A 24862-nucleotide genomic window follows, 5' to 3' on the forward strand; every position below is an offset into this window, starting at 1 on the left:
AGAGGAAAGACCCTATTAAACGGTCGCATTATTGCGTATAATTATTACATAGGTTGGTGGAAGAAAATGGCACAGAAGCTGAACGAGAAAGCGCTCGACTACATTATTGATGAAATGATCGAGGTTGTGGAGAACTCGAAGGATGAAATCTTCCATATCAGTGAGGAAGCGCGCAAGGAACACGAACAGCTGGTGCAAGAATTGCAGGAGACGAAAGTACAGGTCCTCCGGCACATAGAAAACGGAGAACAGCTGGAGCAGAAGGTGCGCTATTCCCGGCAGCGGCTGGCTGAGGTCAGCAGGTATTTTGACAGATACAAAGAAGACGAGATTCGCGATGTTTATGAAAATACCCATGAGATGCAGACAAAACTGGCCATGCTGCAACAGGAGGAAAAATCGCTCCGGGAAAAACGGGACTACCTGGAAAGAAGGCTGATCACCCTCAGTCAGACGATTGAGCGGGCAGAAGGGCTTGCTGGTAAAATCGCAGTAATCCTTAACTACTTGCATGATGATTTTCGCCAGGTTAATGAAATTATTGCTGATGCAAAAGAGAAACAAGAATTTGGGCTGAAAATTATTGAAGCACAGGAAGAGGAGCGGCGAAAAATTTCCCGGGAAATCCATGATGGGCCAGCGCAAATGCTTGCCAATATCCTTCTTCGCTCGGAACTCATCGACCGGTCATTCCGGGAAAAGGACATCGAGCAGGCCTTGCTCGAAATACGGGATATACGGAAAATGATCCGATCCTCTCTTTATGAAGTCCGGCGAATTATTTATGATTTGCGGCCAATGGCACTCGATGATCTGGGACTCGTCCCTACCATCAAACGTTATGTTGCCACCATATCCGACTATAGTGATACCACATTAGAGTTTACTTCTATCGGAGAAGATAAGCGGGTGAATCAAAACTATGAAATTGCCTTTTTTCGGCTGATCCAAGAATCAATTCAAAATGCACTGAAGCATGCGAATGCATCCTTGATCAAAGTAAAACTGGAAATTCGGTGCGATTATATTACCGTAGTTGTAAGGGATAATGGAAAGGGGTTTGATCCGGCAGAGAAAAAAGATAAATCGTTTGGCTTAATCGGTATGCGTGAACGGGTGGAGCTCCTGGAAGGGGAAATGAGCATTGATTCCAGATTGAACAAGGGCACAACGATTATGATCAGGGTTCCTTACAATGCCAAGCTGGAAAATGCTTAACGAATCGCAGTTTCAAACCGACATAGAGAGAAATGAACGATCATCTTTCATAATTAAATGGTAATAGAACAAAGCGACACAGACTTAGGAGGAGCACAAGATGAGAACAGAAAAACCAATCCGAATTGTGTTAATTGATGATCACAAGTTATTCCGGGAAGGTGTCAAGCGCATCCTGGATTTTGAGCCTTCTTTTAAAACGGTGGCTGAAGGGGAAGACGGAAGTGAAGCGGCAAGGCTGGTAAAGCAGCATAAGCCGGATGTTGTTTTAATGGACATCAATATGCCGAACATGAATGGTGTGCAGGCGACAAAGGACCTGGTGCGATTTTTCCCTGATGCGCGTGTCATCATATTATCCATCCATGATGATGAGAGCTATGTATCACATGCGCTGCAAACAGGTGCACAAGGTTACCTCTTGAAAGAAATGGACTCGGACGCGCTGATCGAGGCGATTAAAGTTGTCCATGAAGGAGGTTCGTATCTGCATCCTAAAGTCACTCATAATCTTGTCCAGGAATACCGTCGGCTGTCGAAAGAAAATATCACCGGCATCGCGGAGAATAAAGTGGAGTACCGCAGACCGCTGCACATCCTGACGAAACGCGAAAGCCAGGTACTGCAGCTGCTGGCGGACGGAAAGAGCAACCGCGCCGTGGCAGAGTCGCTGTATATTAGTGAAAAAACGGTAAAAAACCATGTCAGCAATATTTTGCAGAAAATGAACTGCACGGACCGCACCCAGGCTGTTGTGGCAGCAATCAAAAAAGGCTGGGTGGAAGTTGTATAGTACGAGAATAAGACATTTATATTTACCCTGATGCCTGGTGGTGTCAGGGTATTTTTGAAAGTGTATGGCAGATTTATAGCCTCAGGCGGAAGCTTTCCCTCTCGGGCGGAAATTTTTGCTCCCGGGCGGAAGTTTTCTCTCACGGGCGGAAGTTTCTGCTCACGGGCGGAAGTTTCCTCTCACGGGCGGAAGTTTCCTCTCACGGGCGGAAGTTTTCTCTCACGGGCGGAAGTTTTTGCTCTCGGGCGGAAGTTCTCACTCTCGACCGGAAGTTTTCCCTCTTATCAAAATCACATTCAGTAATGCAATTTCCGGCAGGTTAATGTAAAATAAGCCTAGACAATGATCCTATTAAACATAAATCATTACATGGAAGAGGAGAAGGTATTCATGAAGGTTGCTGTAATGACGGATAGTACGGCTTACATCCCGACTGCGGAACGGGAAAAACATGGCATTCACATGCTGCCGCTGAGTGTCGTGTTTGGCGATGATTCCTATGAAGAAGAAATCGAAATAACGACGGAGGAATTCTACCGGAAATTAAAAGAATCCGAGCATTTTCCGAAAAGCTCCCAGCCATCCATTGGCTATATGACAAGTAAACTGGAAGAGCTGGCCAAGGAATATGATGCAGTGGTCTCGATTCATTTGTCGAGCGGAATCAGCGGCACGTATCAAACCATGGTAGCTGCCGGAGAAACGGTAGAAGGAATTGAAGTATATCCTTATGATTCGGAACTGAGTGCGATGGGGCAGGGCTTTTATGTGCTGGAGGCTGCACGGATGGCCAAAGAAAACCGCTCGGCGGAGGAGATTGTTCAGCGGCTTGATGAGATGAAGCAAACGATCCGCGCTTATTTCATGGTGGATAATCTCACCAATCTGCATCGCGGCGGCCGGTTGAACGGGGCTCAAGCGCTGGTGGGAAGCATGCTGAAGGTGAAGCCGATCCTGCATTTCGTTGATAAAGTGATTGTTCCATTTGAAAAAATCCGCACCCGCAAAAAAGCGCTCAACCGCATTTTCAGTTTGCTGGAGGAAGATGCGCAAAAAGGGGACAAGCTGGTCGTTTCGTTCATCCATGCCAATAATGAACAGGCTGCGGTGGAGCTGAAAGATACCTTTCTGAAAAGATACCCGTCCCATGATGCATCTGTCAGTTATTTCGGCCCTGTGATCGGTACCCATTTAGGGGAAGGTGCTGTTGGCATTACCTGGTATAAGGAATAATGCTAAATGCTGCGGCATCTGCCGCAGCTTTACCCCAAAAGGAGTGAAACAATTGCAACCCCATCCAACCTCATCCACGACAGACGCTCCCAGCAATGAAGCAATTTCCCGGCTGCTTTCAGGAAAACTGCTGCTTCGTGAAGAGTTCCCTCTGGATGAAAAAACCTTTCAGCGATTCCTAGAGCAAAAGCTTATCGCGCCCACCGCATCAATTCTCACAAAAGCCTTTTCCCACCAATGCCAGCGCTGCGGAAATAAAAAGAAGTCACTATTTGCCCTGATCCCCTGTGAAATTTGTCTTTCCACCCATTTATACTGCAGAAAGTGCATAGAGATGGGCCGGGTGATGGCCTGTCAGCCGCTTTACTATTGGACAGGTGAAAAGCCGGTTTGGCCGGCGCATGCAGATCCCTGCACCTGGGAAGGGGCACTGACACACCTGCAGCAGCGGGCAGCGGACCGGATTGCTGAAGCTATTGCAGGACAAGAGAAAGAGCTATTATGCTGGGCTGTGTGCGGTGCCGGAAAAACGGAAATGCTTTTTCCAGGCATCACAAAAGCACTCAAGCTCGGCAGGCGAATCTGCATCGCCACACCGCGGGCGGATGTCGTCCGTGAACTGCTGCCCCGCATCCGCCGTGCCTACCAAGACGTCGAGGTGGAAGGCTTATATGGAGGCAGTGAGAATAAAGCAGGGAGTGCCCAGCTCATTCTGGCTACCACGCATCAGCTGCTCCGCTATCAGGACGCTTTTGATGTGATGGTAATCGACGAAATTGATGCTTTCCCCTATCATGCTGATCCTTCCCTGCCGTTTGCTGCCGAGCGGGCAAAGACCTCAGCGAGCACCACGATCTACCTGACCGCCACCCCTAGAAAAAATCACCGCAAACGGATAAACCGGAGAAATCTGCCGCATATCTTTGTTCCTGTCCGATTTCATGGACACCCGCTTCCTGTCCCCAAACTGAACATTTCCTTTTCGCTGAAACGCGATTTAAAAAACGCCATCCTCCCGCAAGCCTTTCAAAAATGGACCGAAGCAAGAGAAACGAAAAAACGACAGCTGCTGATTTTTGTTCCAGCTGTATCAATGGCAGAAAACTTGCAAGAACCGCTCACACAGTTTTTTCTAAAGGAAAGAACTATTTCATCACCGGATCAGCTGACCGCCGTGCATGCCGCTGATCCGGATCGTGAAGAAAAAGTGCAGCAATTCCGGGACAAACAGCTTCATATCCTGATAACAACGACGATACTGGAGCGGGGCGTTACTTTTCCTTCTGTCGATGTTGCCGTATTGGATGCCGGACATGAAGTTTTTGATGAAGCAGCGCTTGTGCAAATTGCCGGACGAGCCGGCAGAAGTCCGGATGATCCGACAGGCGAGGTAGTCTTTTTCCATGAAGGAAAGACAGATGCGATGGTTCAGGCGAAAGAAGCGATTCGGAAAATGAATCACCGGGGAGGGATATGAGATGGAATGTTTGTGGTGCCAGGAAGCGATTATGCCGGAAGTAAACTGGGCTACCCTTGTGCAGCTTTCCCCAAAGCGTTCCTTATGCCCTGGATGTGAGGAGGAAATGGAGCGGATTCACGGCAAACGCTGTCCGCGCTGCAGCAAAGTGGGCTCAGATGCCGTTTGTCGTGACTGCAGCTGGTGGGAGGAGCGTATGCCTAAAGAAACTTTAGCACAGAATTACTCGGTATTCTCCTATAACGCACGGATGAAAGAAATGATTGCCAAATGGAAATACCGCGGGGATTATCATCTTGGCCACGCATTTAAGCAGCATGTAAAGACTGCGTTCGCCGATTGGAATTTTTCCGAGGAAGCCATCGCAGTGCCAATTCCCTTAAGCGAGGAACGGCTGCAGGAGCGCGGGTTTAACCAAGCAAAAATGCTGGCATCGTTTTTGCCGTTGGAGACAGAAGAGGTGCTCACTCGGCTGCACGGAGAAAAGCAGTCAAAAAAAACGCGAGAGGAACGGATTTTAACGGAAAATCCATTTGTCCTCGAAAAAGCACTTCACAAACCAGTTGTTCTTGTCGATGATATTTATACAACCGGCACGACATTGAGGCATGCAGGAGCACTGCTGCATGCCTTAGGCTGTCCAGCTGTCTATGCGTTCACGCTTATAAGGGGATAGCTGGAGCGAGGCTGGTACATCAAGGAGGAATCATCATTGGCTGAGCTAGCAAATTGTACCCGTTGCGACGTGGTTTTTGTTAAACATACGAGAGATATTTGTCATGACTGTCAAAAGTCAGAAGAAGACGCTTACCAGACCGTGTACCAATTTTTGACCATCCGCAAGAACAGGGAGGCAACCATTCCGGAGATTGTGGAGGCCACCGGAGTGGAGGAGAAACTGCTTATCAAATTTTTAAAAGAAAAAAGACTACAGCCATCACAGTTTCCCAAACTTTCTTATCCATGTGAAAAATGTGATACGCCAATTGTTTCCGGAAAACTCTGCTACAAATGTACAGAGGAATTAAGAGAGGATCTAGAACGCTATGAAGTAAGCGAAAAGCGAAAAAAAGAGCAGGAAAAGCGCCGCCATACCTACTATGTCATGAGAGATCAGGAGAAAAGTTAATTTTCCCTTTAAATCGGTAAAGGAATAGCCGATAATAGAAGAAACAGGACATCATAACGGAAATGAACCATAGATAATGCATTACTGGAAGGGGTGAAGGCTTAATGAAAATCAACGGGCCAAACCAATCGAATTTTCATCCATATAAACAGCAGCTGCAGCAGCAGGCGGAACATAAGCAGGCGAAGAGCCATGAAGACAAACTGGAGATATCGAGCGAGGCAAAAAAGCTGCAGGAGAACGGAAAGGCTAGTGCAGAGCGGACTGCCCATGTTCAGGAAATCAAGCAGGCTGTAGATAGAGGAGAATATAAGGTAAATCATGAGCAAACGGCACAGAAGATGATTGATTTCTGGAGGAAACAATAAACAGCCAAACGCATCTAAAGGAGGAAACCATGTCTATTCAGGCAATAACCCGGTCACTGGCCGAGCTGGTCGAGGCACATGAAGCCTTGGTAAATAACTCCCGGGAGAAAACAGCGGTCCTCAAAGAGGGATCTGCGGAAAAACTGCAGACTGTGCTCGTTAAAGAGCGGCAAATCATTCAGGCCGTGGAAAACGCGGAGGCAAACAGACAAAAGGCAACAGCCGCATGGACGGCCGAGCATGCGCCACACCTGGAAAATGCCACCATTACAGATATTCTGGAATTGGCAGAAGAAGACAGGCAGCAGGAGCTTGCTGATGTGACTGCTGCCCTCACAAATAAAATTACGGAATTAAAACAGCAGGAGCAGCTGAACCGGTCCTTGATTGATCAATCGATGCAATTTGTTCAGCTGTCACTGCAGACATTGCAGCCGTCGATTCAGAATTTGAACTATGGAAAACAAAAGCAGGAGGGCACATCGTCCAGCCGCTCCCTTTTTGATTCCCGGGCGTAACTATTAGAGGAGGCAGGACATGAGTACATTTTATGGATTGGAAATGGCCAAGCAGGCACTCTTTGCCCAGCAAGCAGCCTTACATACAACGGGACACAATATTTCCAATGCCAATACGGAGGGCTATTCCCGGCAGCGTGTTAATTTTGAGACCAATATTCCATTCCCCGGGGCTTCCCGGAACCGACCGGAGATACCCGGGCAGATTGGAACAGGTGTACAGGTCGGGGCTGTGGAGCGGATCCGCAATGAATACCTGGACGGTCAATTTCGCAGTGAAAACTCGAAGGCTGGGTTTTGGGAGACAAAAGCAGATGCTCTACGCAGGATGGAAAATGTGCTGAATGAGCCATCAGAAGCCGGACTTTCTCATTCCATGGATCAACTCTGGCAATCGTTGCAGGATCTTTCCGTGAATCCGGAAAACTCGGGGGCACGCTCAGTTGTGCTGCAGCGGGGACAGGCGCTGGCGGAGACGTTCCAGTATTTGTCCCAGTCCCTGAACACGATCCGCGGGGATTTGAAGACGGAAATTGATACAAAACTTAACAATGCTAATTCTCTCTTGACGCAAATTCAGGAAATCAATGTGCAGGTGAAGCATTCGGAAACACACGGGTATCTGACAAATGATTTGTATGATCGAAGGGACAATTTGATTGATGAATTATCAAATATCATGCCGATCTCTACTTCTTATGATAATTCCCATGCAACTTCGGAAATGGCCGCTGGAGTGGTGACAATTACAGTTGTCGGGGAAAACGGTGCTTCACTGACCCTCTTGGACGGGATCAGCGGGGAAGTGCAGCAGTTTGATGAAGCGGTAACCGAAACCGTTGATGGAGTAGAAGTAATTTCTGATATTACAGCAGGCGGTGTATCGCTTCCATTTAAGGACGCAAATGGCTCACTTTCCGGGCTCATAGAGGCATATGGCCATACGTTTAATGGTGATGTGGAAGGAGAATTTACTTCTGTGCTCTCAAGTCTGGATCAGGCGGCGAAATCTTTTGTGGATGCTTTTAATGAGGTACACCGGGAAGGAACAGGACTTGATGGCAGTACTGGTGTGAATTTCTTCTCGGAAATAGGTGAGGTGAGCGGTGCAGCAGGAGCGATTGAGGTTGCCCTGGAAGAGCCTGACCAAATTGCTGCCAGCCTTAATGGCAATATGGGTGATGGACAAAATGCCCTAGAGCTCGCCCAAGTGTTTGATGAAGATCTTGATGGATTGGATAACAGCTCGGTCAAGGACTTTTACGAGGGTGTAATTGGATCACTTGGCGTGCAGGCACAAGAGGCGAACCGGATGGCAGACAATACAGGCATGCTCCGGTCCCAGGTGGAAAATCAGCGTATGTCTGTAAGTAGCGTTTCTCTTGATGAGGAGATGTCTAATATGATCAAATTTCAGCACGCGTATAACGCCGCGGCCAGGACGATGACGGCGACCGATGAATTGCTGGACCGGGTCATTAATAATATGGGATTAGTCGGGAGGTAACGGGAGATGAGAGTAACACAGGGAATGCTTACCAATAATATGCTGCAGAATTTAGCCAGCAGCAATCAGCGTATGAACCAGTACATGGAACAGCTGAGCACGGGGAAAAAGATCACCCGCCCTTCCGATGATCCGGTGATTGCGATGAAGGGAATGGATTACCGCACCGAGGTCAAACAGGTGGAGCAGTACATGCGGAATACCAGTGAGCTGCATAATTGGATGGATAATTCCGATGCTGCCCTCGATAAAACAACGCAAGGATTGCAACGGCTGCGTGAACTGGCAGTACAGGCCAGCAATGATACATATGATGCAGAGGAACGACTGAACATACAGGAAGAAGCAATGGAATTGAAAGAACATTTAGTAGAAATCGCCAACACACAGGTAAATGATAAATACATTTTCAACGGAACCGATACAAACAGCCGTCCGGTGGCTGATGATGGCACGATCCTCCGCGATGGTGAGACACAGCCTGTAGAGATAGCAGTAGCTCAAGGTACGACACTTCAGGCAAGCGTTAACCCAGATGATGTGTTCAGCCAGGAATTCTTCACACGGATTGACCAGTTTATTACGGGACTTGGCGAAAATGATCGGAACGCAATTGAAGGAAGTTTGGAAGCAATCGATGAAAATATTAATGCGACGATCAATACAAGAGCAGAACTGGGAGCGCGGATGAACCGGCTGGAATTGGTGGAAAACCGCCTCAGTGAACAAGAGATCATTGCCACCCGGACCATGTCAGAAAATGAAGATGTGGACTATTCAAAAGCAATTATGGAATTAATGACTCAGGAGAGCCTGCACCGCGCCGCATTGTCTGCGGGCTCGCGGATTATTCAGCCGTCTTTGATGGATTTTCTCAGGTAAGCTAGAGCTCTTGCTTAGGATAAATAGGCTATCTGGCGATGCGCATGAAAAGGCTCTGGAATGAAAGTGGGGGAGATGGGAGATGAAGCTACCGCAAATCCGGATCGAATCCCAGCTGGCGAGGATTCAGATCCGGACCACGCCGGCCAGACAGGAGATCCGCCAGCCAGAGGCGGAGTTGACCATTCGCCAGCCGCAAGCCGAGGTATCGATTCAGACAACGCCCGGGCGGCTGCAGATTGATCAGACGCAAGCATGGGAAGATATGAATCTTATGCATGTTTTCCGTTTGAATGAAAAATTTGTCGACGAGGCAAAAGCAGATTGGTCGGCGGGAATCGCAAGGCGGGCGCAGCAGGGTACAGAACTGATGCAGATAGAAAATGGCGGCAATCCGCTCGCTTCCCAGGCGACGGCCAACGCCTATGACGGGAAGAAAGCGCTTGGCATCACATTTATCCCGTCGCCTTTTGCTGTGAAAACGGACTATCAGCCAGCTGAGGTGGAGATCGATGTGCAAACAAACCCACCGGTAATTGACGCCAAGCAACAGCAGCCAGTGCACAACTATTATCCGGGATCGGTGGAAACGAGCCTGAAACAGCAGGCTGAATTGGATATTACGTTCACTAATTTGTTTGCATAGAAAGGAAGTTCAAGTCAATGCACATACAAACGAAATATTTAGGAGAACTGGAGATGGACGCAAGCAAAATCATACAGTTTCCTGCAGGGATTCCCGGTTTTAAAGAGGAAACAGCTTTTGTCCTGCTTGATCTGCCGGACAATCAGCTTTTTCAGGTTCTGCAATCCGTTCAGACAGTGGACGTTGCTTTTATCGTCCTCCATCCGTTTGATCTCTACCCGGATTACGCCTTTGATCTGGACGATACGATGGCGGAAATTCTGGAAATCAACAAACGTGAGGATGTTGTGGTCCTGACCATCGTGACCCTGAAGAATCCATTTGCGGCAAGCACGATTAACCTCAAGGCACCGATCCTGATTAACCCAAACCGCAGACTTGGCAAACAATACATACTGAATCAGGATGAGCTTGCATCTAAGGCTCCGATCACCCCTGAAGTGGCAAAGGTGAAAGGAGAATAAGCATGCTTGTACTCACAAGAAAGCGCAATGAAGCCATCCAAATCGGTGAAGACGTTGAGATTAAAGTGCTCGCTATTGAAGGGGATCAAATCAAACTGGGGATCGATGCTCCAAAATCCGTTGACATTCACCGAAAAGAAATTTACCTGGATATCCAGGAGCAGAACAATGCCGCGGCCAACACTCCATCTGAACTTCTGCAACTGTTGAATGGTTCGGCGGATAAGGAATCCTGATCATTTAAGTTTGCAGAAAAAACTTTATAAGCCCGGTAGTTTATCCGATATAAAAGGAAAAGCCGGCCAGATATTATGTATCGGTTATTAATACAGATACGGATGAAGCGATTAAGGAAATACCCCAAATAAAATGCTTGATATGTATGCGGAAGTGGCGGAATTTATGAGCATTCTCATGGAGTGTAAAAGGAGTGGGCAAAGATGCGAATTGGCGGTTTAGCCAGCGGGATGGATATTGATTCGCTTGTCAATCAACTGATGACTGCCGAGCGAATTCCTTTGAACAAGATGGAACAGGACAGAACCTTGCTGGAATGGGAACGCGACGGATTTCGGGAGATTAACACAAAGCTGTCGGAATTGGATAACATGATGCTGGACATGAAATTAAGCCCCACGTACAACAGCAAATCTGTCCATTCATCCAATGATTCAGCGGTGACTGCTACGGCGACATCGGCGAGTTCCAATGGGTTGTACAGTTTGGAAGTAACAGATCTTGCGACAAGTGCGATGAGAATAAGTGCTCCACTGAATAATGTCGAGGACCCTTCCCAGCCATTGGATATAGACGAATTTGGAACCTTTACCTTCAGTACCTATGATGAAAATGAGAAAAAAATGAAGGCGCATGAATTTGAGGTTACGCGGGGCGACAGTCTGAATGATGTGCTGAAACAAATCACCGATGCGGATAACAACGTGCGGGCGTTTTTTGATGAGCAGTCTAAGCAAGTGATTTTGGAAACGACTCGGACTGGTGATTACAATCAAGAGGGCGATGGCAAGGAAATTTCCTTTGATGCAGATAATACATTTTTCACAGATGTTCTACAGCTCGACCCCGCCGCTGAAGAAAAAGGCGGCACAGATGCCACATTTACGTATAACAAAAACTTAGAGTTAACATCCAAATCAAACAGCTACGAATTAAACGGAATCACGTTCCAATTTCAGGATGTTGGCAGCGCCAATCTGACCGTCAACAATGATGTGGACAGTGCAGTCGAGAAGATTACCGAGTTTGTCGAGAAATATAATGAAGTCGTTGAGGAAATGTCTGGCACTCAACAGGAAGAAAGGTATCGCGACTACCCCCCTCTCACAGATGAGCAGCGGGAGGAGATGTCGGAAAGTGAAATTGAACTGTGGGAGGAGCGGGCCAAGAGCGGGATCCTTCGCGGGGAATCTGCTATCACCAGTGGTTTGTTTTCCATGAGGCAAAGCTGGTACGCGAATGTGGAAACAGATGGAGCCTTCCAATCATTAACGGAGGTCGGCATCACCACAACCAGTGATTACCTGGACGGCGGAAAACTGGAAATTGATGAAGAAGTACTCCGCAGCAAGCTGGAAGAAGACCCGGCCAGTGTGCAGCAGCTTTTCTCCAACAGTTCAGAAGGCGCAGACAGAGGTCTGATCAACCGGCTGGAGGATTCGCTTGGAGCAACAATGGACCAAATCGGCGAGCGTGCCGGAAGTGGCGGGGACACACTGGAAAATTATACCCTGGGCAGAGAAATGAAAGACCTCGAGGAACGGATCACAGCGTTTGAAGACCGTCTCACTCAGGTGGAAAACCGCTACTGGAGCCAGTTCACCGCAATGGAAACAGCCATTTCGCGGATGAACCAACAGTCCACGATGCTAATGAATAATTTCGGCGGCGGAAACATGTAGCAGCGGATGGCATGATTGCCAGCGCTTAATGCAAGGAAAAGGAGGAGCTGGAATGACACCGAATAAATCCTATCAGGTGTACCAGAATAATGCGGTAAACACGGCATCCGGCGGAGAGCTGACCTTAATGCTTTACAATGGCTGCATCAAGTTTATCAAGCAGGCAATTAAAGATATCCAGGAAAAGAATTTTGAGGCAAAAAATACAAATATCCAAAAAGCCCAGAACATTATCCGCGAATTGATGCTGACATTGGATACCAATGTCGATATTGCCAACCAGATGATGCCGCTCTACGACTATATGCAGCATCGGCTGAAGGAAGCAAATGTCCAGAATGACCCGGCCATTCTGGAAGATGTGCTGACCTTTGTGGTAGACTTTCGAGATACCTGGAAGCAGGTTATCCGCACGACACGGCAGCAGCAATTTTCCCAGGGCGCACAAGTCTGATGAACCGGCTAGCGCCGCTTTATCAGGTGACAGCAGAACTGCAGGAACTGCTGGAACAGGAAATTACAGCAAAAAACCGGGAACAGGTGATACTCAAGGTTGATCTGCTTGTGGAAAAACGGGGAAAGTATATGGAAGCATTGGAACCCCCGTATATGGATGAGGAGATACAATTGGGTCAGCAGCTCATCCCCATGAATGAGCAAATCCAGCAGCTGATGAATCAGTTATTTGCCGACTTAAAGACGGAAATGAAGCAAGTGAAAAAGCAGAAGAAATCCAACCGCAGTTATGTTAATCCTTATAAAAATGTGCAAGCCCTGGATGGACGATTTCTGGACAGCAAAAAATAATGGCAGACCGATTGAAGCCGATTACAGGCTTCTTTTTCTTTTATTTAGAGGAGAATTTTACGCAAACGCTTAATTTCGAAAAATTTTGCAGGTTTATGCAGGACTTCTTCGTGGAACTGTAGTATAATAAAGTTATAGGATGAATGAAGAGAAATGGCGCTGGCAGACCCTTTTCTTTTCCTTCCAGCCTATACTTTTCCAAGTTCAAAGGAGGACACTTATATGAATTTTATCATTCGTGGTGAAAATCTTGAGATTACAGGGTCGATCCGAGAGTACGTGGAGAAAAAAATCAGCAAGCTGGAACGGTATTTTGATACACCGCCGGCATCCGATGTACATGTTAACTTAAGTGTCTATAATGATGAGCAGCGAATCGAGGTAACCATCCCGATGACAGATCTTCTGCTGCGCGGGGAAGAGCAGCACACGGATTTGTATGCTGCAATTGATTTAGTTATTGACAAGCTTGAACGGCAAATTCGCAAATATAAAACCAAGGTTAATCGCAAGTTCCGGCAAAAAGGTGCGCCGAAACATGTCTTTGCAGAACTGGAAAGAGAAGCAAATAGTGTGGCAGTTGAAGAAGAATCCGATGAGATCCAAATCGTCCGGCAAAAACGCTTCAATTTAAAACCGATGGATTCTGAGGAAGCCGTATTGCAGATGGATATGTTGGGACACGCCTTCTATGTATTCCAGAATGCAGTGACCGACGAGACCAACGTGGTATACCGTCGCAAAGACGGAAGATACGGACTGATTGAACCGAATGCTTAAGAAAACTATTGAGAGAGAGCAGTTCCTGTTGAGGGGCTGCTCTTTTTTGGTGTTTGGGATGATGGGATTGTGGTTCTCAAGGATAAAAGGGCTGGATTGAGCGGCTGAAATGTTGTAGAAAGGTGCTCTCAACGACAAAAGCGGCAGGAAGAGCGTCCGAAATGACGTAGAGATTATGCTCAGCTTTCTTAAAATCCCCCTTAATAATCCTTTTTCAAATTCAAATAATGCGGGTTTTCTTTTGGGCAGCAGCGTTGTACTTGGGTCGGCAAATGACATAGTGCCTATTTTTCCTATTCTATTAATCGGGCATCGTTCTGGTGAATAGTAGAGAATTTGTAAGAATGCAACCCGTCAAGAAACTCTTTTGCAAAAATTTGACCGGATTACCACTGAAGTTTCTAGGGGAAACAGAGTACGGAACCGCATAATGGCGCACGTTTATGCTAAATCAATTCAGGCATTTTCAGCACTTCATGCAAAATCTTGTCGAATTTTGCAGGACGAAAAGCCAAAATTCAATTTTGGAACTTGTAGACAAGGGAATTCGTGCAATTTAGACAAAAACCGCTATCGAATCTTGTGGAATCCGACATGAAAGCTGTCGAATCAACTTCCAAAATTAAAAAATGGAAATTAGCGTTTTTGTTTGTTTCCATGGTATAAATAAGTCAAAGGTAATAGGAGGTAAGGCGCATGAGTGAAAATGAGCGCATTTTAATCAATAATTTGGTGAGAAAAGTCGAACAGCATGAAAATACCATCACCCAATTGGTGAAAATCATCGCAGCTACCAACCGGAGAATTACCGATGAGGCAGAAAAGCAGCCACAGTAATCCACGTTCCTCTTTTCTTCTGCACATCTCTCCGCAACATGCTTTTCCAATTTTCTACATATTTCCCACGCAAGCGATGCCCCGCGAAGAAGACAGTTCATCCCCGGACTGTCTTTTTATTTATGGGAAATTATAACCTATTGGGAATCATGGAGATTCTGGAGGTGTCACATCCAAGTGAGAATGTTCTCGGTTGAACGAGTAATCGCAGCCCAGGAATGCGATGTCTATTCTAACACAGTAAATAAAATGCCGCACTCTTTCCAACATTCCTTTCCCTAGGCGATGCGGCAGTTGTCATCTTTGTTTGGAAAGTGTTATTATGAAACATGGACTAAACTAAAATTTTGAAAGCAAATTTTCATATAGATTGAGGAGCGTTTACATGGCTGGATTACTGACAAAAATCTTTGGTGACGGAACACAAAAACAGCTAAAACGACTGCAGAAAACGGTGGATCAGATAGAGGCTTTTGAACCAGAAGTGGAAAAGCTTTCTGACACCCAGCTGCAGCAAAAGACAGAGGAATTCAAGGAGCGCTATGCAGGTGGCGAAACCCTTGACGATTTGCTGGTAGAAGCATTTGCTGTTGTACGTGAAGCCTCCAAGCGCGTATTGGGGATGCGGCCGTTTCCTGTGCAGCTGGTAGGAGCAGTGGCGTTGCATGAAGGGAATATCTCCGAGATGAAGACAGGGGAAGGGAAAACCCTTGCTTCCACAATGCCTGCCTATCTGAATGCGCTCAGTGGTAAAGGCGTCCACATTATTACCGTCAACGACTATCTGGCAGACCGTGATGCGAAGGAAATGGGTGAGTTGTATCAATTCCTTGGGCTGACGGTCGGCTTAAATGCGAATGGGCTGTCCAAGGAAGAGAAGCGGGCAGCGTACAATAGTGACATTACCTATGGCACGAATAATGAATATGGGTTTGACTATTTGAGGGATAATATGGTGCTGTATAAGGAACAGATGGTACAGCGCCCGCTGAATTTTGCCATCATTGATGAGGTCGACTCGATTTTAATTGATGAGGCGCGAACACCGCTGATTATCTCCGGTTCTGCCAAAAAATCTGCACAGCTTTACCAGCGTGCGGATGGCTTCGTGAGCACGCTGAACCGGGAGACCGATTACACGTATGATGAAAAAACGAAGGGTGTCCAGCTCACCGAAGAAGGCATCAATAAAGCGGAACAGTATTTTGGCATTGAGAACTTATTTAATCTGGAGAATGTGTCCCTAACGCATCATATCAACCAGGCGCTGAAAGCCCATGTGTCCATGCATCGCGATACCGATTATGTGGTGGAAGAGGGCGAAGTGGTGATTGTTGATCAGTTTACGGGACGGCTAATGAAAGGCCGACGCTACAGTGACGGACTTCACCAGGCGATTGAGGCAAAAGAAGGGCTGCAGATCCAGAATGAGAGTATGACTCTGGCATCCATCACCTTCCAGAACTTTTTCCGCATGTACGATAAGCTTGCCGGGATGACCGGGACAGCAAAGACGGAAGAAGAGGAATTTCGCAACATTTACAACATGGATGTCATTGCGATTCCGACAAATAAGGAAATAATCCGGGATGACCGGGCGGATATGATTTATAAATCGATGGAAGCAAAGTTCCGTGCAGTCGTGGAAGATATTAAAGAGCGGCAAGATGCGGGACAGCCGGTTCTTGTCGGGACAGTGGCGGTCGAGACATCCGAGCTGATCTCCAAGCTGTTGAAACAGAGGGGTGTGCGGCATAATGTGCTGAACGCCAAAAACCACTTCCGGGAAGCGGAAATCATTGAAAATGCCGGGCAGCGCGGTGCGGTGACTATCGCAACCAACATGGCCGGCCGCGGTACGGACATTAAACTTGGTGATGGTGTAACGGAAGCCGGCGGTCTTGCGGTAATTGGTACCGAGCGCCACGAGTCACGCCGGATTGACAACCAGCTGCGTGGTCGTTCCGGCCGTCAAGGAGACCCTGGCATGTCGCAGTTCTTCCTTTCAATGGAAGATGAATTGATGCGCCGTTTCGGATCGGATAACCTAAGATCGATGATGGAGCGGCTTGGTATGGAAGAGGACCAGCCGATTGAAAGTAAAATGGTTTCCCGTGCCGTCGAGTCTGCCCAGCGCCGGGTGGAAGGAAATAACTTTGATGCGCGAAAACAGGTGCTGTCCTACGATGATGTACTCCGTGAACAGCGCGAGATTATTTACAAACAGCGCTTTGACGTGATTGAAGCGGATGACAACCTAAGAGAAATTGTCGAACGGATGATTTCCTCGACCGTAAGTCGTGTGGTCGCCACACACACCCAGGATGACGATGAGGATAACTGGGATTATAAAGCGATCATTGATTTTGCACACGGCAGTCTGTTGGACGAAGAGGATATATCCGAAGCGGACTTGAAAGGCAAAGAGGCCGAAGAAATTAATGAGCTGATCATGGAAAAAGTACGGAAAAAGTACGATGAAAAAGAGGCCGAGCTTACGCCTGAGCAAATGCGCGAGTTTGAAAAAGTGATTGTGCTGCGAACGGTGGACACGAAATGGATGGACCATATCGACCAGATGGATCAGCTCCGCCAGGGAATCCACCTGCGTGCTTACGGGCAGACTGACCCATTACGTGAATATCAGCTGGAAGGCTTCTCGATGTTTGAGGTAATGATCGAGAACATTGAAGAAGAGGTTTCCAAATATATCATGAAAGCACAAATCCGCGAGAATCTGCAGCGGGAAGAAGTCGTGAAAAATACCCAGGCAGTTTCCGGCGGCCAGGATGATAAGCCGAAAAGAAAGAAACCATTCGTGAAAAAGCAAAATGTTGGCCGCAATGACCCATGTCCATGCGGCAGCGGCAAAAAATATAAAAACTGCCACGGGGCTTAATTAAGGGGCCCCAGCCAGACAAAGCAATTTTAATAGAGGTGAAGAATATGGAATTAGCAGAAATCAGAAACGAACTGGATAAAATGCGCACGCGAATAGAAGACTTCAGGGGGTCTCTTTGACTTAGATGAGAAGCGCGCGAAAATAAAAGAATTGGATCTAAGGATGACGGAGCCTGAGTTCTGGAATGATCAGAACGAAGCGCAAAAAGTAATTAACGAGGTAAATGGACTCAAAGGCTATGTGAACAAGTTTGAAGAGCTGGAAGAAAGCCTCGACAATCTGGAAGTATCGCATGAATTGGTGAAAGAAGAAAATGACCAGGAGCTTTTTGCCGAATTGGAGCAAGATGTGAGCAAGCTGAGGGAGGCAATCGATCAGTTCGAATTGCAGATGCTGCTCAGTGAGCCGTATGATGCCAACAATGCGATTTTAGAACTCCATCCCGGAGCAGGCGGCACCGAATCCCAGGACTGGGCAAGCATGCTATTGCGCATGTATCAGCGCTGGGCAGAGGAAAAGGACTTTAAGGTGGAAACCCTTGACTATCTCCCAGGGGAAGAAGCTGGGGTGAAAAGTGTGACACTGCTGATTAAGGGGCACAATGCCTATGGCTACCTGAAAGCGGAAAAAGGAGTGCACCGGCTTGTGCGGATTTCGCCATTTGACTCATCCGGCCGCCGGCACACGTCCTTCGCTTCCTGTGAAATCATGCCGGAACTGAGCGATGATGTCGACATTGAAGTGAAGCAGGAAGATATTAAGGTGGATACCTACCGGGCGAGCGGGGCAGGCGGGCAGCATGTCAACACGACCGATTCCGCGGTACGGATTACCCACGTCCCGACGAATACGATTGTCACTTGTCAGAATGAGCGCTCCCAGATAAAAAACCGGGAAGCAGCGATGAAAATGCTCAAATCGAAACTGTATCAGCAGGAAATCGAAAAGCAGCAGGAGGAACTGGCAGAAATCCGCGGCGAGCAAAAAGAAATCGGCTGGGGAAGCCAAATCCGCTCCTATGTTTTCCATCCATATTCGATGGTGAAAGATCATCGGACAAATAAAGAAATCGGCAACACGCAGGGCGTGATGGATGGCGGTATTGATCCGTTTATTGATGCTTATTTACGTTCGCAGATTCAATAGTTATTTTAAAAAGGACAGCAGAGTGGTGCTGTCCTTTTTTTATAGGAACTCCGTCGTTGATGGACAATGCGACTTACCCCGCCGCTGCGGAAATACCCTTCGCTTTCCGCGGGAGGCTGGTGAGCCCCCTTGTGCTGCCGCACTGCGGGGTCTCACCGATGCCTTTCCTCCCGCAGGAGTCTTCGGGTATTTCCTCCGCTCAAGGTGTGCTTTGTTAAATTAATCAAAAGCTATCTGCTATGTATATGGTTGGTTGGAGCGGAGGCCAGCCGATTCCAGCGGGAAAAGCACGTATTTGAAGCCCCCGGAGCGTAAATCAACAAAGACCTATGTCGTAGTTTATACATTTCGTGATGTAACCAACATTTCCTTAAAAAGACACCTTTCCGTTTTAACTCCATCATGTCGGGTTATAATAAACGGAAGCTTATTTAAGGAGTTGATCAAATGAAGAAAAGCCTGATAGCTGCTTTATTCGGTATGATCCTCGTTCTCACCGCATGCGGCGGTGGGGGAGAAAACGAGGAACAGCCGGCAGAAACGGGTGATGCAGGCACAGAGCAATCCGGGGAGGGTGGCACCACGGATACGGCTGCTGCGGAAGAAATTTTCCAAAACAATTGTGCAAATTGCCATGGAGGCGATCTCTCCGGTGGCGCAGGTCCGGATCTGCGTGAGGTTGGTTCTGCCTATTCACAAGAGGAAATTGCCGATATTATCCAGAATGGAATTGGAAGCATGCCGGCGCAGTCGCAGGTGACAGGGGAAGATTTAGAGGCGCTGTCCAGTTGGCTGGCAGGAATGCAGTAATCAGCACGATATTCGGTCTGCGGTCAACCCGCAGACCTTTTCTTATGATGAAAAACACCCTCGGCAAAGTCCTTGTGAAAATTTCCTGCCCGGAAAACTCTTCTCAGCATCTCCCTAATCTGACAAGAAAAGACAGGATTGGCAGCTCTCTCCCTCTTTATTACAAAACTGAAACACAAATGTAATATAAATTTGTCAAAAAAACCTGTAGAAAAATGTTATACTAAACCAGTAATTTCCTCAGATGCTTTTTCTTTTTACATAGAAGAAACGGCAGAACAACCAACTTAAAAAGGTGATACGATTCTATGATTTTCATGAAAGATATATATAAAACATACGCCAATGGGGTCACGGCCCTGAATGGCATAGATGCTGACATTAAACAGGGTGAATTTGTTTATATTGTCGGACCCAGCGGTGCTGGAAAATCGACATTCATAAAACTTATATACAGGGAAGTAAAGCCGACCAAAGGAACGATTGTTATCAATGATATGAACCTTGAAAAATTGAAAGAACGCAACATACCGATGCTGCGCAGAAATATCGGTGTTGTATACCAGGACTTTAAACTTCTTCCGAAACTATCAGTCTATGAAAATATTGCCTTTGCTTTAGAGGTGATTGAAGAGTCTCCGAAAAACATCCGAAAGCGGGTGATGGAGGTTCTCGATCTGGTGGGACTGAAGAACAAGGCAAGATTTATTCCGGATGAGCTTTCCGGCGGGGAACAGCAGCGTGTTTCCATTGCCCGGGCGATCGTCAATCATCCGAAAATCGTCATTGCGGATGAACCGACAGGGAATCTGGATCCCGATACTTCCTGGGAAATTATGAAGACTTTTGAGGAAGTTAACGCAAGCGGGACAACCATCATCATGGCGACCCACTCGAAAGAAATTGTTAATACCATCAAAAAGCGGGTTATCGCCATTGAGGGCGGTTTGATTATACGGGATGAACATCGAGGTGACTACGGTTATGAAGCTTAGAACCATGAACCGGCATATGCGGGAAGGGTTTAAAAATATTTTCCGCAATGGCTGGATGACTGTAGCCTCGATCGGTGCTGTGACCACAACCTTGATTTTAGTGGCAGCATTTCTCGCACTGGTCCTTAATCTCAACCAGATCGCGGTGAATGTTGAAGAGGATGTGCAAATCAGCACATTAATTGACGCCACACTTGGCGAAGAAGAGATAACCGCATTGGGAGAAGAAATTGAACAGCTCGGCGGAGTCGAATCCGTGGTTTTCTCCTCCCGTGATGAACAGCTGAATCAGCTTGTGCAAAGCATGGGCGAGGAAGGACAGGCCTGGCAGCTGTTTGAACAGGATAATCCGCTGACTCACGCGTATATCGTTACAGCGGCGGAACCGGATCAGACAGCGGGCTTAGCTTCCCAGATTGCAGAACTGCAAGGTGTACAGCAGGTGAATTACGGGCAGCAAGTTGTTGAGCAGCTGTTCCAATTTAACCAATATGCCCGGATCATTGGATTGGCTTTAATCATCGGGCTGGTATTTACCGCGATCTTCCTGATTTCCAACACGATTAAAATTACGATTATGGCACGGAGCAGGGAGATCGGCATCATGAAACTGGTCGGAGCAACGAACGGATTTATCCGCTGGCCGTTCTTCGTGGAAGGGCTGCTGCTCGGGGTGCTTGGCTCGATTATTCCAATCGCAGCGCTCCTCACCGGGTATTACTATTTGGATACCGCAGTCAGCGAACAGATCAGTTACACCTTTATCGAACTATTGCCATTCAGTCCATTTGCATGGCTGCTTTCCCTTCTTATTTTGGCAATCGGCGCGTTTATCGGCGTATGGGGAAGTGTCATGAGTGTACGCAAGTTTCTTAAAGTATAAACAGAAGCCTCAGCTTGTCTGCCAGCCGGGTATGTCCCGCTGGCAGGGAACAGCTGAAGCGAAGAAGCGGGAAAAGAGAGAAACAGAAGAATGCTCAAGGAAGGGGAAAGGAAATGAAGAAAGTCTTATCAGGCGCACTTGCCGTATTGCTGACAGTATCCGTTGCGGGCAATGTGAACGCAGAATCCATCAACGACCTGGAAAATGAAATCAACGAACTTGAAAACAAGAACGGAAACCTTGAGGAAAAACGCGAGAATGTAGAAAGCAAAAAAGAAGAGACACAATCCGATATTAAGGAAAATGAAGCAGAACAAGGCTCTGTTGCGGAAGAAATTAACCAGCTGGAGCAGGAACTGAACGAAAAAATTGAGCAAATTAGTGCAAAAGAAAATCAGATCGAGACAACCAATCAGGAAATTGAGGCATTGAACGACAGAATCATTGAATTAAAAGATGAAATCGAAGTACTGGAAGAGCGGATTGCAGAGCGCAACGAATTATTAAAAGACCGGCTTCGTTCGATTCAGCAAAACGGCGGTCCAATGAAATACATAGAAGTTATTTTCGGTTCGCAAAGCTTCAGTGACTTTGTCAGCAGATCATCTGCGGTCAACACGATCATGGACTCTGATAAAGCGATCATGGAAGCACAGAAGGCGGACAAAGAAGCTTTGAATGCGAATAAAGAAGAAGTCGAAGCGAGCAAAGTAAAAGTTGAAGAGAAAAAAGCAGCATTGGTAGGCCAAAAAGAAGAGCTGGTGACATTAAAAGCACAGCTTGCTGACCAGAAAAAAGAGCAGGAATCACTGATGGCTCAGCTGGAAGAAGAGCATGGCAATTTGCAAGAAGTGAAATTAAGTCAGGAAGAAAAACAGCAGATTTTGGCAGCAGAAGCCGAAGCGAACAAAAAAGCAATCGCTATGGCTCAGGAGAAAAAAGGTGAATTGGAGCAGCTGGCAAGAGAAAAGGCAGCAAGAGAAAAGGCAGCAAGAGAAGAGGCAGCCAGAGAGCAAGCAGCAAGAGAAAAAGCTGAAAGAGAACAGGCTCAGAGAGAACAGGAGCAAGCTGAAGCAGAGCAAAATGATTCAAGCACTGACGATTCTAATGAGTCGTCCCCTGACACGGTTGTTGCATCCAATTCCAGTTCATCCGGAAGCGGCATTTTCAGCTGGCCGGCAGCAGGTGGCGTGAACTCTAATTTCGGGATGAGATTTCATCCAATAGATAACGTAATGAAGCTTCATGCAGGTATTGATATGCCTACTGGAATGGGCACTACGCTGAGGGCTGCTGCTGATGGTGTAGTCAGCCGGGCGAGCACCCTTGGCGGATTCGGGAATGTTATTATGATTTCTCATCATATTAACGGACAGAGCTACACCACCGTTTATGCGCATTTAAGCAGTATGTCTGTCTCTCCTGGACAGACAGTCAGTGAAGGACAGGTAATCGGAGCAACCGGAAATACCGGCAACTCCACCGGGCCGCATCTTCACTTTGAAGTGCACCCAGGCGGATACGGAAACCCGGTCAATCCATTGCCGTACATGAAATAAGCAACGAAGTAATCTGTAATAAAAGAGGCACCTCCTATCATTGGAGTGATGCCTCTTTTTGTTTATGCTGTTTAATTTTAACAAGGTTAAGGACAAAAATCACAACAGCTAGCGAAGGGTATTTACGTAGCGACAGTTAGATCGCATTTTTGAACAAAAACAACAAATACAAAAAGAGCCTTTGCTTAAGAAGAACCGCCTGTTGTGATAAAATATTAAAGAAAACCATAGTCATTAGTGAGAGAACATGGTATGCTTTTTATAACAACTGCAGATCTTAACATACATGACTGTACGTGTACCAAGCGAGTATGATGCGGAAAGCTAAGACCAAATAAGCTGGGGTGAAAAGATGAACATAAAGAAACGCCATATATTTTTCATATTGCTTGCGGCAATTGTGCTGGGATTTGGCGGTGCCTATGCCGGGATGCAAATCGCCTCGCCGGAGACACCATCCATTACGGAAAATGACATTGTCAGTGCCTTGCAAGGTGCAGCAGGCAACGATCAGCAAGCACCGGAAACTGCGGAGAATATGGAAAAGATCAGCCAGGCCTACACGCTGATCCAGCAAAATTATCTGGAGGATGTGGAGGATCAGCAGCTGATTGAAGGTGCCATCAACGGCATGCTCTCCACACTGGAAGATCCGCACAGCTCCTATATGGATGCTGAGATGATGGGGCAATTCAATCAGCAAATTGAATCCTCCTTTGAGGGAATTGGTGCAGAGGTAAGCATGGTAAATGATATAGTCACCATCGTCGCACCAATCAAAGATTCACCAGCCGAAAAAGCCGGCTTGCGTCCGAACGATCAGGTGCTGAAGGTGGACGGGGAAAGCCTTGAAGGACTGAACCTGAATGAAGCAGTTGCCAAAATCCGTGGAGAAAAAGGCTCGGAAGTCGTTTTGCAAATTCAGCGTTCCGGTGTTTCTGAACCATTTGATGTGACGATTGTCCGTGACGAAATTCCGGTGGAAACCGTTTATAACAGCATTGAAACGGTAGACGGCAAGAAAACCGGGATTCTGGAGATCACTAACTTCTCGGAAAACACCGCTGCCGAGGTGAAAGAACAGCTGACCATGCTGGAAAACGAAGGCATTGAAGGACTGGTCATTGATGTGCGTGCCAATCCGGGCGGACTGCTGAATTCGGTGGAAAAGATTCTTGCGTTGTTTGTACCGGAGGATATGCCATATCTGCAAATTGAGGATCAAAACGGCAATAAAACACCATATTACTCGGACCTTAAGGAGAAAAAGGACTATCCGATTAGTGTGCTAATTGATGAAGGAAGTGCCTCTGCTTCGGAAATACTTGCTGTTGCCATGAAAGAAATGGGTTATGATGTAGTCGGCCAGCCGAGTTATGGGAAGGGGACCGTGCAGCAGGCAGTACCGATGGGTGACGGTAGCTCCATTAAGCTGACTTTCTACAAATGGCTTTCCCCGAATGGAACATGGATTAACGAAACCGGGGTAGAACCGACCATTGAAGTAGAACAGCCGGATTATTATTATACCAACCCTGTACAAATCGAGGAACCACTCGGATTTGATGAAACAGGGCAGGATATTGCCAACATGCAGCAGATGCTTAAAGGGCTTGGCTATGAACCTGACCGGACGGACGGTTACTACGCTGAGGAAACAGTAGCCGCAGTAGAAGCATTCCAAGCAGATCAGGATCTCGAAGTCACCGGAGAAGTGAATCAGGAAACTGCCGGTGTGATGGAAGCAGCGCTTGTTGAGCAAATCCGCAATGGAGAAGACGACAGACAGCTGGAAGAAGCATTGAATGAAATTTATCAGTAACGTGCTTGGCGGCTGGCTGGAAGAGCAGTTGCGGCAAGTAAATATAGACAGGGAAAATCCGCGGGCAGTTGTCCGCGGATTTTCCTTCATAAAATTTTTAAGCATGCAGGAAAAGATCCAATAAATGTAGAATATAGATAGAGTCTAATATCGGTGATCAGATGAGT

At 47.1% G+C, this 24862-nt stretch carries 27 protein-coding genes; all 27 read left to right on the forward strand.

Annotated features, from left to right (window positions below; genetic code table 11):
• Positions 1–66: 66 nt before the first annotated feature.
• The 27 genes from CEG13_RS03625 (at position 67) to CEG13_RS18685 (ending at position 24819) form a co-directional block, all read left to right on the forward strand.
• Entirely contained in the window at positions 67–1218 is a 1152-nt protein-coding gene (locus CEG13_RS03625) for a sensor histidine kinase (protein ID WP_100010406.1), read from the forward strand.
• 100 nt (positions 1219–1318) lie between these two features.
• Positions 1319–2011: a response regulator gene (locus tag CEG13_RS03630; protein WP_100010408.1), complete on the forward strand. Its 693-nt coding sequence runs from the start codon at positions 1319–1321 to the stop codon at positions 2009–2011.
• 390 nt (positions 2012–2401) lie between these two features.
• Complete coding sequence (locus tag CEG13_RS03635; RefSeq protein ID WP_100010409.1) at positions 2402–3244, forward strand: DegV family protein; 843 nt, start codon at positions 2402–2404, stop codon at positions 3242–3244.
• The gene (locus CEG13_RS03640; RefSeq protein WP_239984553.1) at positions 3219–4721 is read left to right on the forward strand and encodes an ATP-dependent helicase ComFA; all 1503 of its coding nucleotides are present in this window, start codon (positions 3219–3221) and stop codon (positions 4719–4721) included. The genes CEG13_RS03635 and CEG13_RS03640 overlap by 26 nt, the downstream gene beginning before the upstream one ends.
• A gap of 1 nt (position 4722) precedes the next feature.
• On the forward strand, positions 4723–5397 hold the full coding sequence (locus CEG13_RS03645; RefSeq protein WP_100010410.1) for a ComF family protein: 675 nt from the start codon (positions 4723–4725) through the stop codon (positions 5395–5397).
• 36 nt (positions 5398–5433) lie between these two features.
• The gene (locus CEG13_RS03650; protein WP_100010411.1) at positions 5434–5850 is read left to right on the forward strand and encodes a TIGR03826 family flagellar region protein; all 417 of its coding nucleotides are present in this window, start codon (positions 5434–5436) and stop codon (positions 5848–5850) included.
• Positions 5851–5954: 104 nt separating this feature from the next.
• Positions 5955–6218, forward strand: coding sequence for a flagellar biosynthesis anti-sigma factor FlgM (flgM, locus tag CEG13_RS03655; protein WP_100010412.1), 264 nt, complete (start codon positions 5955–5957; stop codon positions 6216–6218).
• Positions 6219–6247: 29 nt separating this feature from the next.
• Entirely contained in the window at positions 6248–6736 is a 489-nt protein-coding gene (locus CEG13_RS03660) for a flagellar protein FlgN (RefSeq protein WP_100010414.1), read from the forward strand.
• Positions 6737–6755: 19 nt separating this feature from the next.
• Complete coding sequence (gene flgK / locus CEG13_RS03665; protein WP_100010415.1) at positions 6756–8243, forward strand: flagellar hook-associated protein FlgK; 1488 nt, start codon at positions 6756–6758, stop codon at positions 8241–8243.
• Between the two features lie 6 nt (positions 8244–8249).
• On the forward strand, positions 8250–9125 hold the full coding sequence (flgL, locus tag CEG13_RS03670; RefSeq protein ID WP_100010417.1) for a flagellar hook-associated protein FlgL: 876 nt from the start codon (positions 8250–8252) through the stop codon (positions 9123–9125).
• An 82-nt stretch (positions 9126–9207) separates the two neighbouring features.
• A complete protein-coding gene (locus CEG13_RS03675) occupies positions 9208–9771 on the forward strand; it encodes a DUF6470 family protein (RefSeq protein ID WP_100010418.1) in 564 nt (187 codons plus the stop codon).
• 53 nt (positions 9772–9824) lie between these two features.
• Positions 9825–10235, forward strand: coding sequence for a flagellar assembly protein FliW (gene fliW / locus CEG13_RS03680; protein ID WP_338032999.1), 411 nt, complete (start codon positions 9825–9827; stop codon positions 10233–10235).
• 2 nt (positions 10236–10237) lie between these two features.
• The gene (csrA, locus tag CEG13_RS03685) at positions 10238–10471 is read left to right on the forward strand and encodes a carbon storage regulator CsrA (RefSeq protein ID WP_100010421.1); all 234 of its coding nucleotides are present in this window, start codon (positions 10238–10240) and stop codon (positions 10469–10471) included.
• A gap of 86 nt (positions 10472–10557) precedes the next feature.
• Positions 10558–10641, forward strand: coding sequence for a hypothetical protein (locus tag CEG13_RS19050; RefSeq protein ID WP_239984567.1), 84 nt, complete (start codon positions 10558–10560; stop codon positions 10639–10641).
• Between the two features lie 34 nt (positions 10642–10675).
• Positions 10676–12154, forward strand: a complete 1479-nt coding sequence (locus tag CEG13_RS03690) for a flagellar hook-associated protein 2 (RefSeq protein WP_100010422.1) — start codon at positions 10676–10678, stop codon at positions 12152–12154.
• A gap of 52 nt (positions 12155–12206) precedes the next feature.
• A complete protein-coding gene (gene fliS / locus CEG13_RS03695) occupies positions 12207–12608 on the forward strand; it encodes a flagellar export chaperone FliS (protein WP_100010424.1) in 402 nt (133 codons plus the stop codon).
• Positions 12608–12961: a flagellar protein FliT gene (gene fliT / locus CEG13_RS03700; protein ID WP_100010425.1), complete on the forward strand. Its 354-nt coding sequence runs from the start codon at positions 12608–12610 to the stop codon at positions 12959–12961. Before fliS ends, fliT begins: the two co-directional genes overlap by 1 nt.
• 222 nt (positions 12962–13183) lie before the next feature.
• Positions 13184–13741, forward strand: coding sequence for a ribosome hibernation-promoting factor, HPF/YfiA family (gene hpf, locus CEG13_RS03705; protein WP_100010426.1), 558 nt, complete (start codon positions 13184–13186; stop codon positions 13739–13741).
• Between the two features lie 696 nt (positions 13742–14437).
• Complete coding sequence (locus CEG13_RS18680) at positions 14438–14578, forward strand: hypothetical protein (protein ID WP_158234642.1); 141 nt, start codon at positions 14438–14440, stop codon at positions 14576–14578.
• 385 nt (positions 14579–14963) lie between these two features.
• Complete coding sequence (secA, locus tag CEG13_RS03710) at positions 14964–17477, forward strand: preprotein translocase subunit SecA (RefSeq protein WP_100010428.1); 2514 nt, start codon at positions 14964–14966, stop codon at positions 17475–17477.
• Positions 17478–17524: 47 nt separating this feature from the next.
• Positions 17525–18626, forward strand: a protein-coding gene (gene prfB, locus CEG13_RS03715; RefSeq protein WP_100010430.1) for a peptide chain release factor 2 whose coding sequence is annotated in 2 segments (ribosomal slippage) — positions 17525–17596 and positions 17598–18626 — 1101 coding nt in all. Because the reading frame shifts where the segments join, the coding sequence is not laid out codon by codon here.
• Between the two features lie 447 nt (positions 18627–19073).
• Positions 19074–19436: a cytochrome c551 gene (cccB, locus tag CEG13_RS03720; protein WP_100010431.1), complete on the forward strand. Its 363-nt coding sequence runs from the start codon at positions 19074–19076 to the stop codon at positions 19434–19436.
• A gap of 308 nt (positions 19437–19744) precedes the next feature.
• Positions 19745–20431, forward strand: coding sequence for a cell division ATP-binding protein FtsE (gene ftsE, locus CEG13_RS03725; RefSeq protein WP_100010432.1), 687 nt, complete (start codon positions 19745–19747; stop codon positions 20429–20431).
• Positions 20421–21314: a permease-like cell division protein FtsX gene (ftsX, locus tag CEG13_RS03730; RefSeq protein WP_100010434.1), complete on the forward strand. Its 894-nt coding sequence runs from the start codon at positions 20421–20423 to the stop codon at positions 21312–21314. Before ftsE ends, ftsX begins: the two co-directional genes overlap by 11 nt.
• 113 nt (positions 21315–21427) lie before the next feature.
• Positions 21428–22873, forward strand: coding sequence for a murein hydrolase activator EnvC family protein (locus CEG13_RS03735; protein ID WP_100010435.1), 1446 nt, complete (start codon positions 21428–21430; stop codon positions 22871–22873).
• Between the two features lie 352 nt (positions 22874–23225).
• Entirely contained in the window at positions 23226–24695 is a 1470-nt protein-coding gene (locus CEG13_RS03740) for a S41 family peptidase (RefSeq protein ID WP_100010437.1), read from the forward strand.
• Positions 24679–24819, forward strand: a complete 141-nt coding sequence (locus CEG13_RS18685) for a hypothetical protein (RefSeq protein ID WP_158234643.1) — start codon at positions 24679–24681, stop codon at positions 24817–24819. Before CEG13_RS03740 ends, CEG13_RS18685 begins: the two co-directional genes overlap by 17 nt.
• Positions 24820–24862: the final 43 nt, after the last annotated feature.

This window comes from Lentibacillus sediminis, from assembly GCF_002763455.1.
Classification (GTDB): domain Bacteria; phylum Bacillota; class Bacilli; order Bacillales; family Amphibacillaceae; genus Lentibacillus_D; species Lentibacillus_D sediminis_A.

Coding starts and splice junctions, on each gene's coding strand:
- CEG13_RS03625 (WP_100010406.1), top strand. CDS start 67: ATGGCACAGAAGCTGAACGAGAAAGCGCTCGACTACATTATTGATGAA.
- CEG13_RS03630 (WP_100010408.1), top strand. CDS start 1,319: ATGAGAACAGAAAAACCAATCCGAATTGTGTTAATTGATGATCACAAG.
- CEG13_RS03635 (WP_100010409.1), top strand. CDS start 2,402: ATGAAGGTTGCTGTAATGACGGATAGTACGGCTTACATCCCGACTGCG.
- CEG13_RS03645 (WP_100010410.1), top strand. CDS start 4,723: ATGGAATGTTTGTGGTGCCAGGAAGCGATTATGCCGGAAGTAAACTGG.
- flgM (WP_100010412.1), top strand. CDS start 5,955: ATGAAAATCAACGGGCCAAACCAATCGAATTTTCATCCATATAAACAG.
- CEG13_RS03660 (WP_100010414.1), top strand. CDS start 6,248: ATGTCTATTCAGGCAATAACCCGGTCACTGGCCGAGCTGGTCGAGGCA.
- flgK (WP_100010415.1), top strand. CDS start 6,756: ATGAGTACATTTTATGGATTGGAAATGGCCAAGCAGGCACTCTTTGCC.
- flgL (WP_100010417.1), top strand. CDS start 8,250: ATGAGAGTAACACAGGGAATGCTTACCAATAATATGCTGCAGAATTTA.
- CEG13_RS03675 (WP_100010418.1), top strand. CDS start 9,208: ATGAAGCTACCGCAAATCCGGATCGAATCCCAGCTGGCGAGGATTCAG.
- fliW (WP_338032999.1), top strand. CDS start 9,825: ATGGACGCAAGCAAAATCATACAGTTTCCTGCAGGGATTCCCGGTTTT.
- csrA (WP_100010421.1), top strand. CDS start 10,238: ATGCTTGTACTCACAAGAAAGCGCAATGAAGCCATCCAAATCGGTGAA.
- CEG13_RS03690 (WP_100010422.1), top strand. CDS start 10,676: ATGCGAATTGGCGGTTTAGCCAGCGGGATGGATATTGATTCGCTTGTC.
- fliS (WP_100010424.1), top strand. CDS start 12,207: ATGACACCGAATAAATCCTATCAGGTGTACCAGAATAATGCGGTAAAC.
- fliT (WP_100010425.1), top strand. CDS start 12,608: ATGAACCGGCTAGCGCCGCTTTATCAGGTGACAGCAGAACTGCAGGAA.
- hpf (WP_100010426.1), top strand. CDS start 13,184: ATGAATTTTATCATTCGTGGTGAAAATCTTGAGATTACAGGGTCGATC.
- CEG13_RS18680 (WP_158234642.1), top strand. CDS start 14,438: ATGAGTGAAAATGAGCGCATTTTAATCAATAATTTGGTGAGAAAAGTC.
- secA (WP_100010428.1), top strand. CDS start 14,964: ATGGCTGGATTACTGACAAAAATCTTTGGTGACGGAACACAAAAACAG.
- cccB (WP_100010431.1), top strand. CDS start 19,074: ATGAAGAAAAGCCTGATAGCTGCTTTATTCGGTATGATCCTCGTTCTC.
- ftsE (WP_100010432.1), top strand. CDS start 19,745: ATGATTTTCATGAAAGATATATATAAAACATACGCCAATGGGGTCACG.
- ftsX (WP_100010434.1), top strand. CDS start 20,421: ATGAAGCTTAGAACCATGAACCGGCATATGCGGGAAGGGTTTAAAAAT.
- CEG13_RS03735 (WP_100010435.1), top strand. CDS start 21,428: ATGAAGAAAGTCTTATCAGGCGCACTTGCCGTATTGCTGACAGTATCC.
- CEG13_RS03740 (WP_100010437.1), top strand. CDS start 23,226: ATGAACATAAAGAAACGCCATATATTTTTCATATTGCTTGCGGCAATT.
- CEG13_RS18685 (WP_158234643.1), top strand. CDS start 24,679: ATGAAATTTATCAGTAACGTGCTTGGCGGCTGGCTGGAAGAGCAGTTG.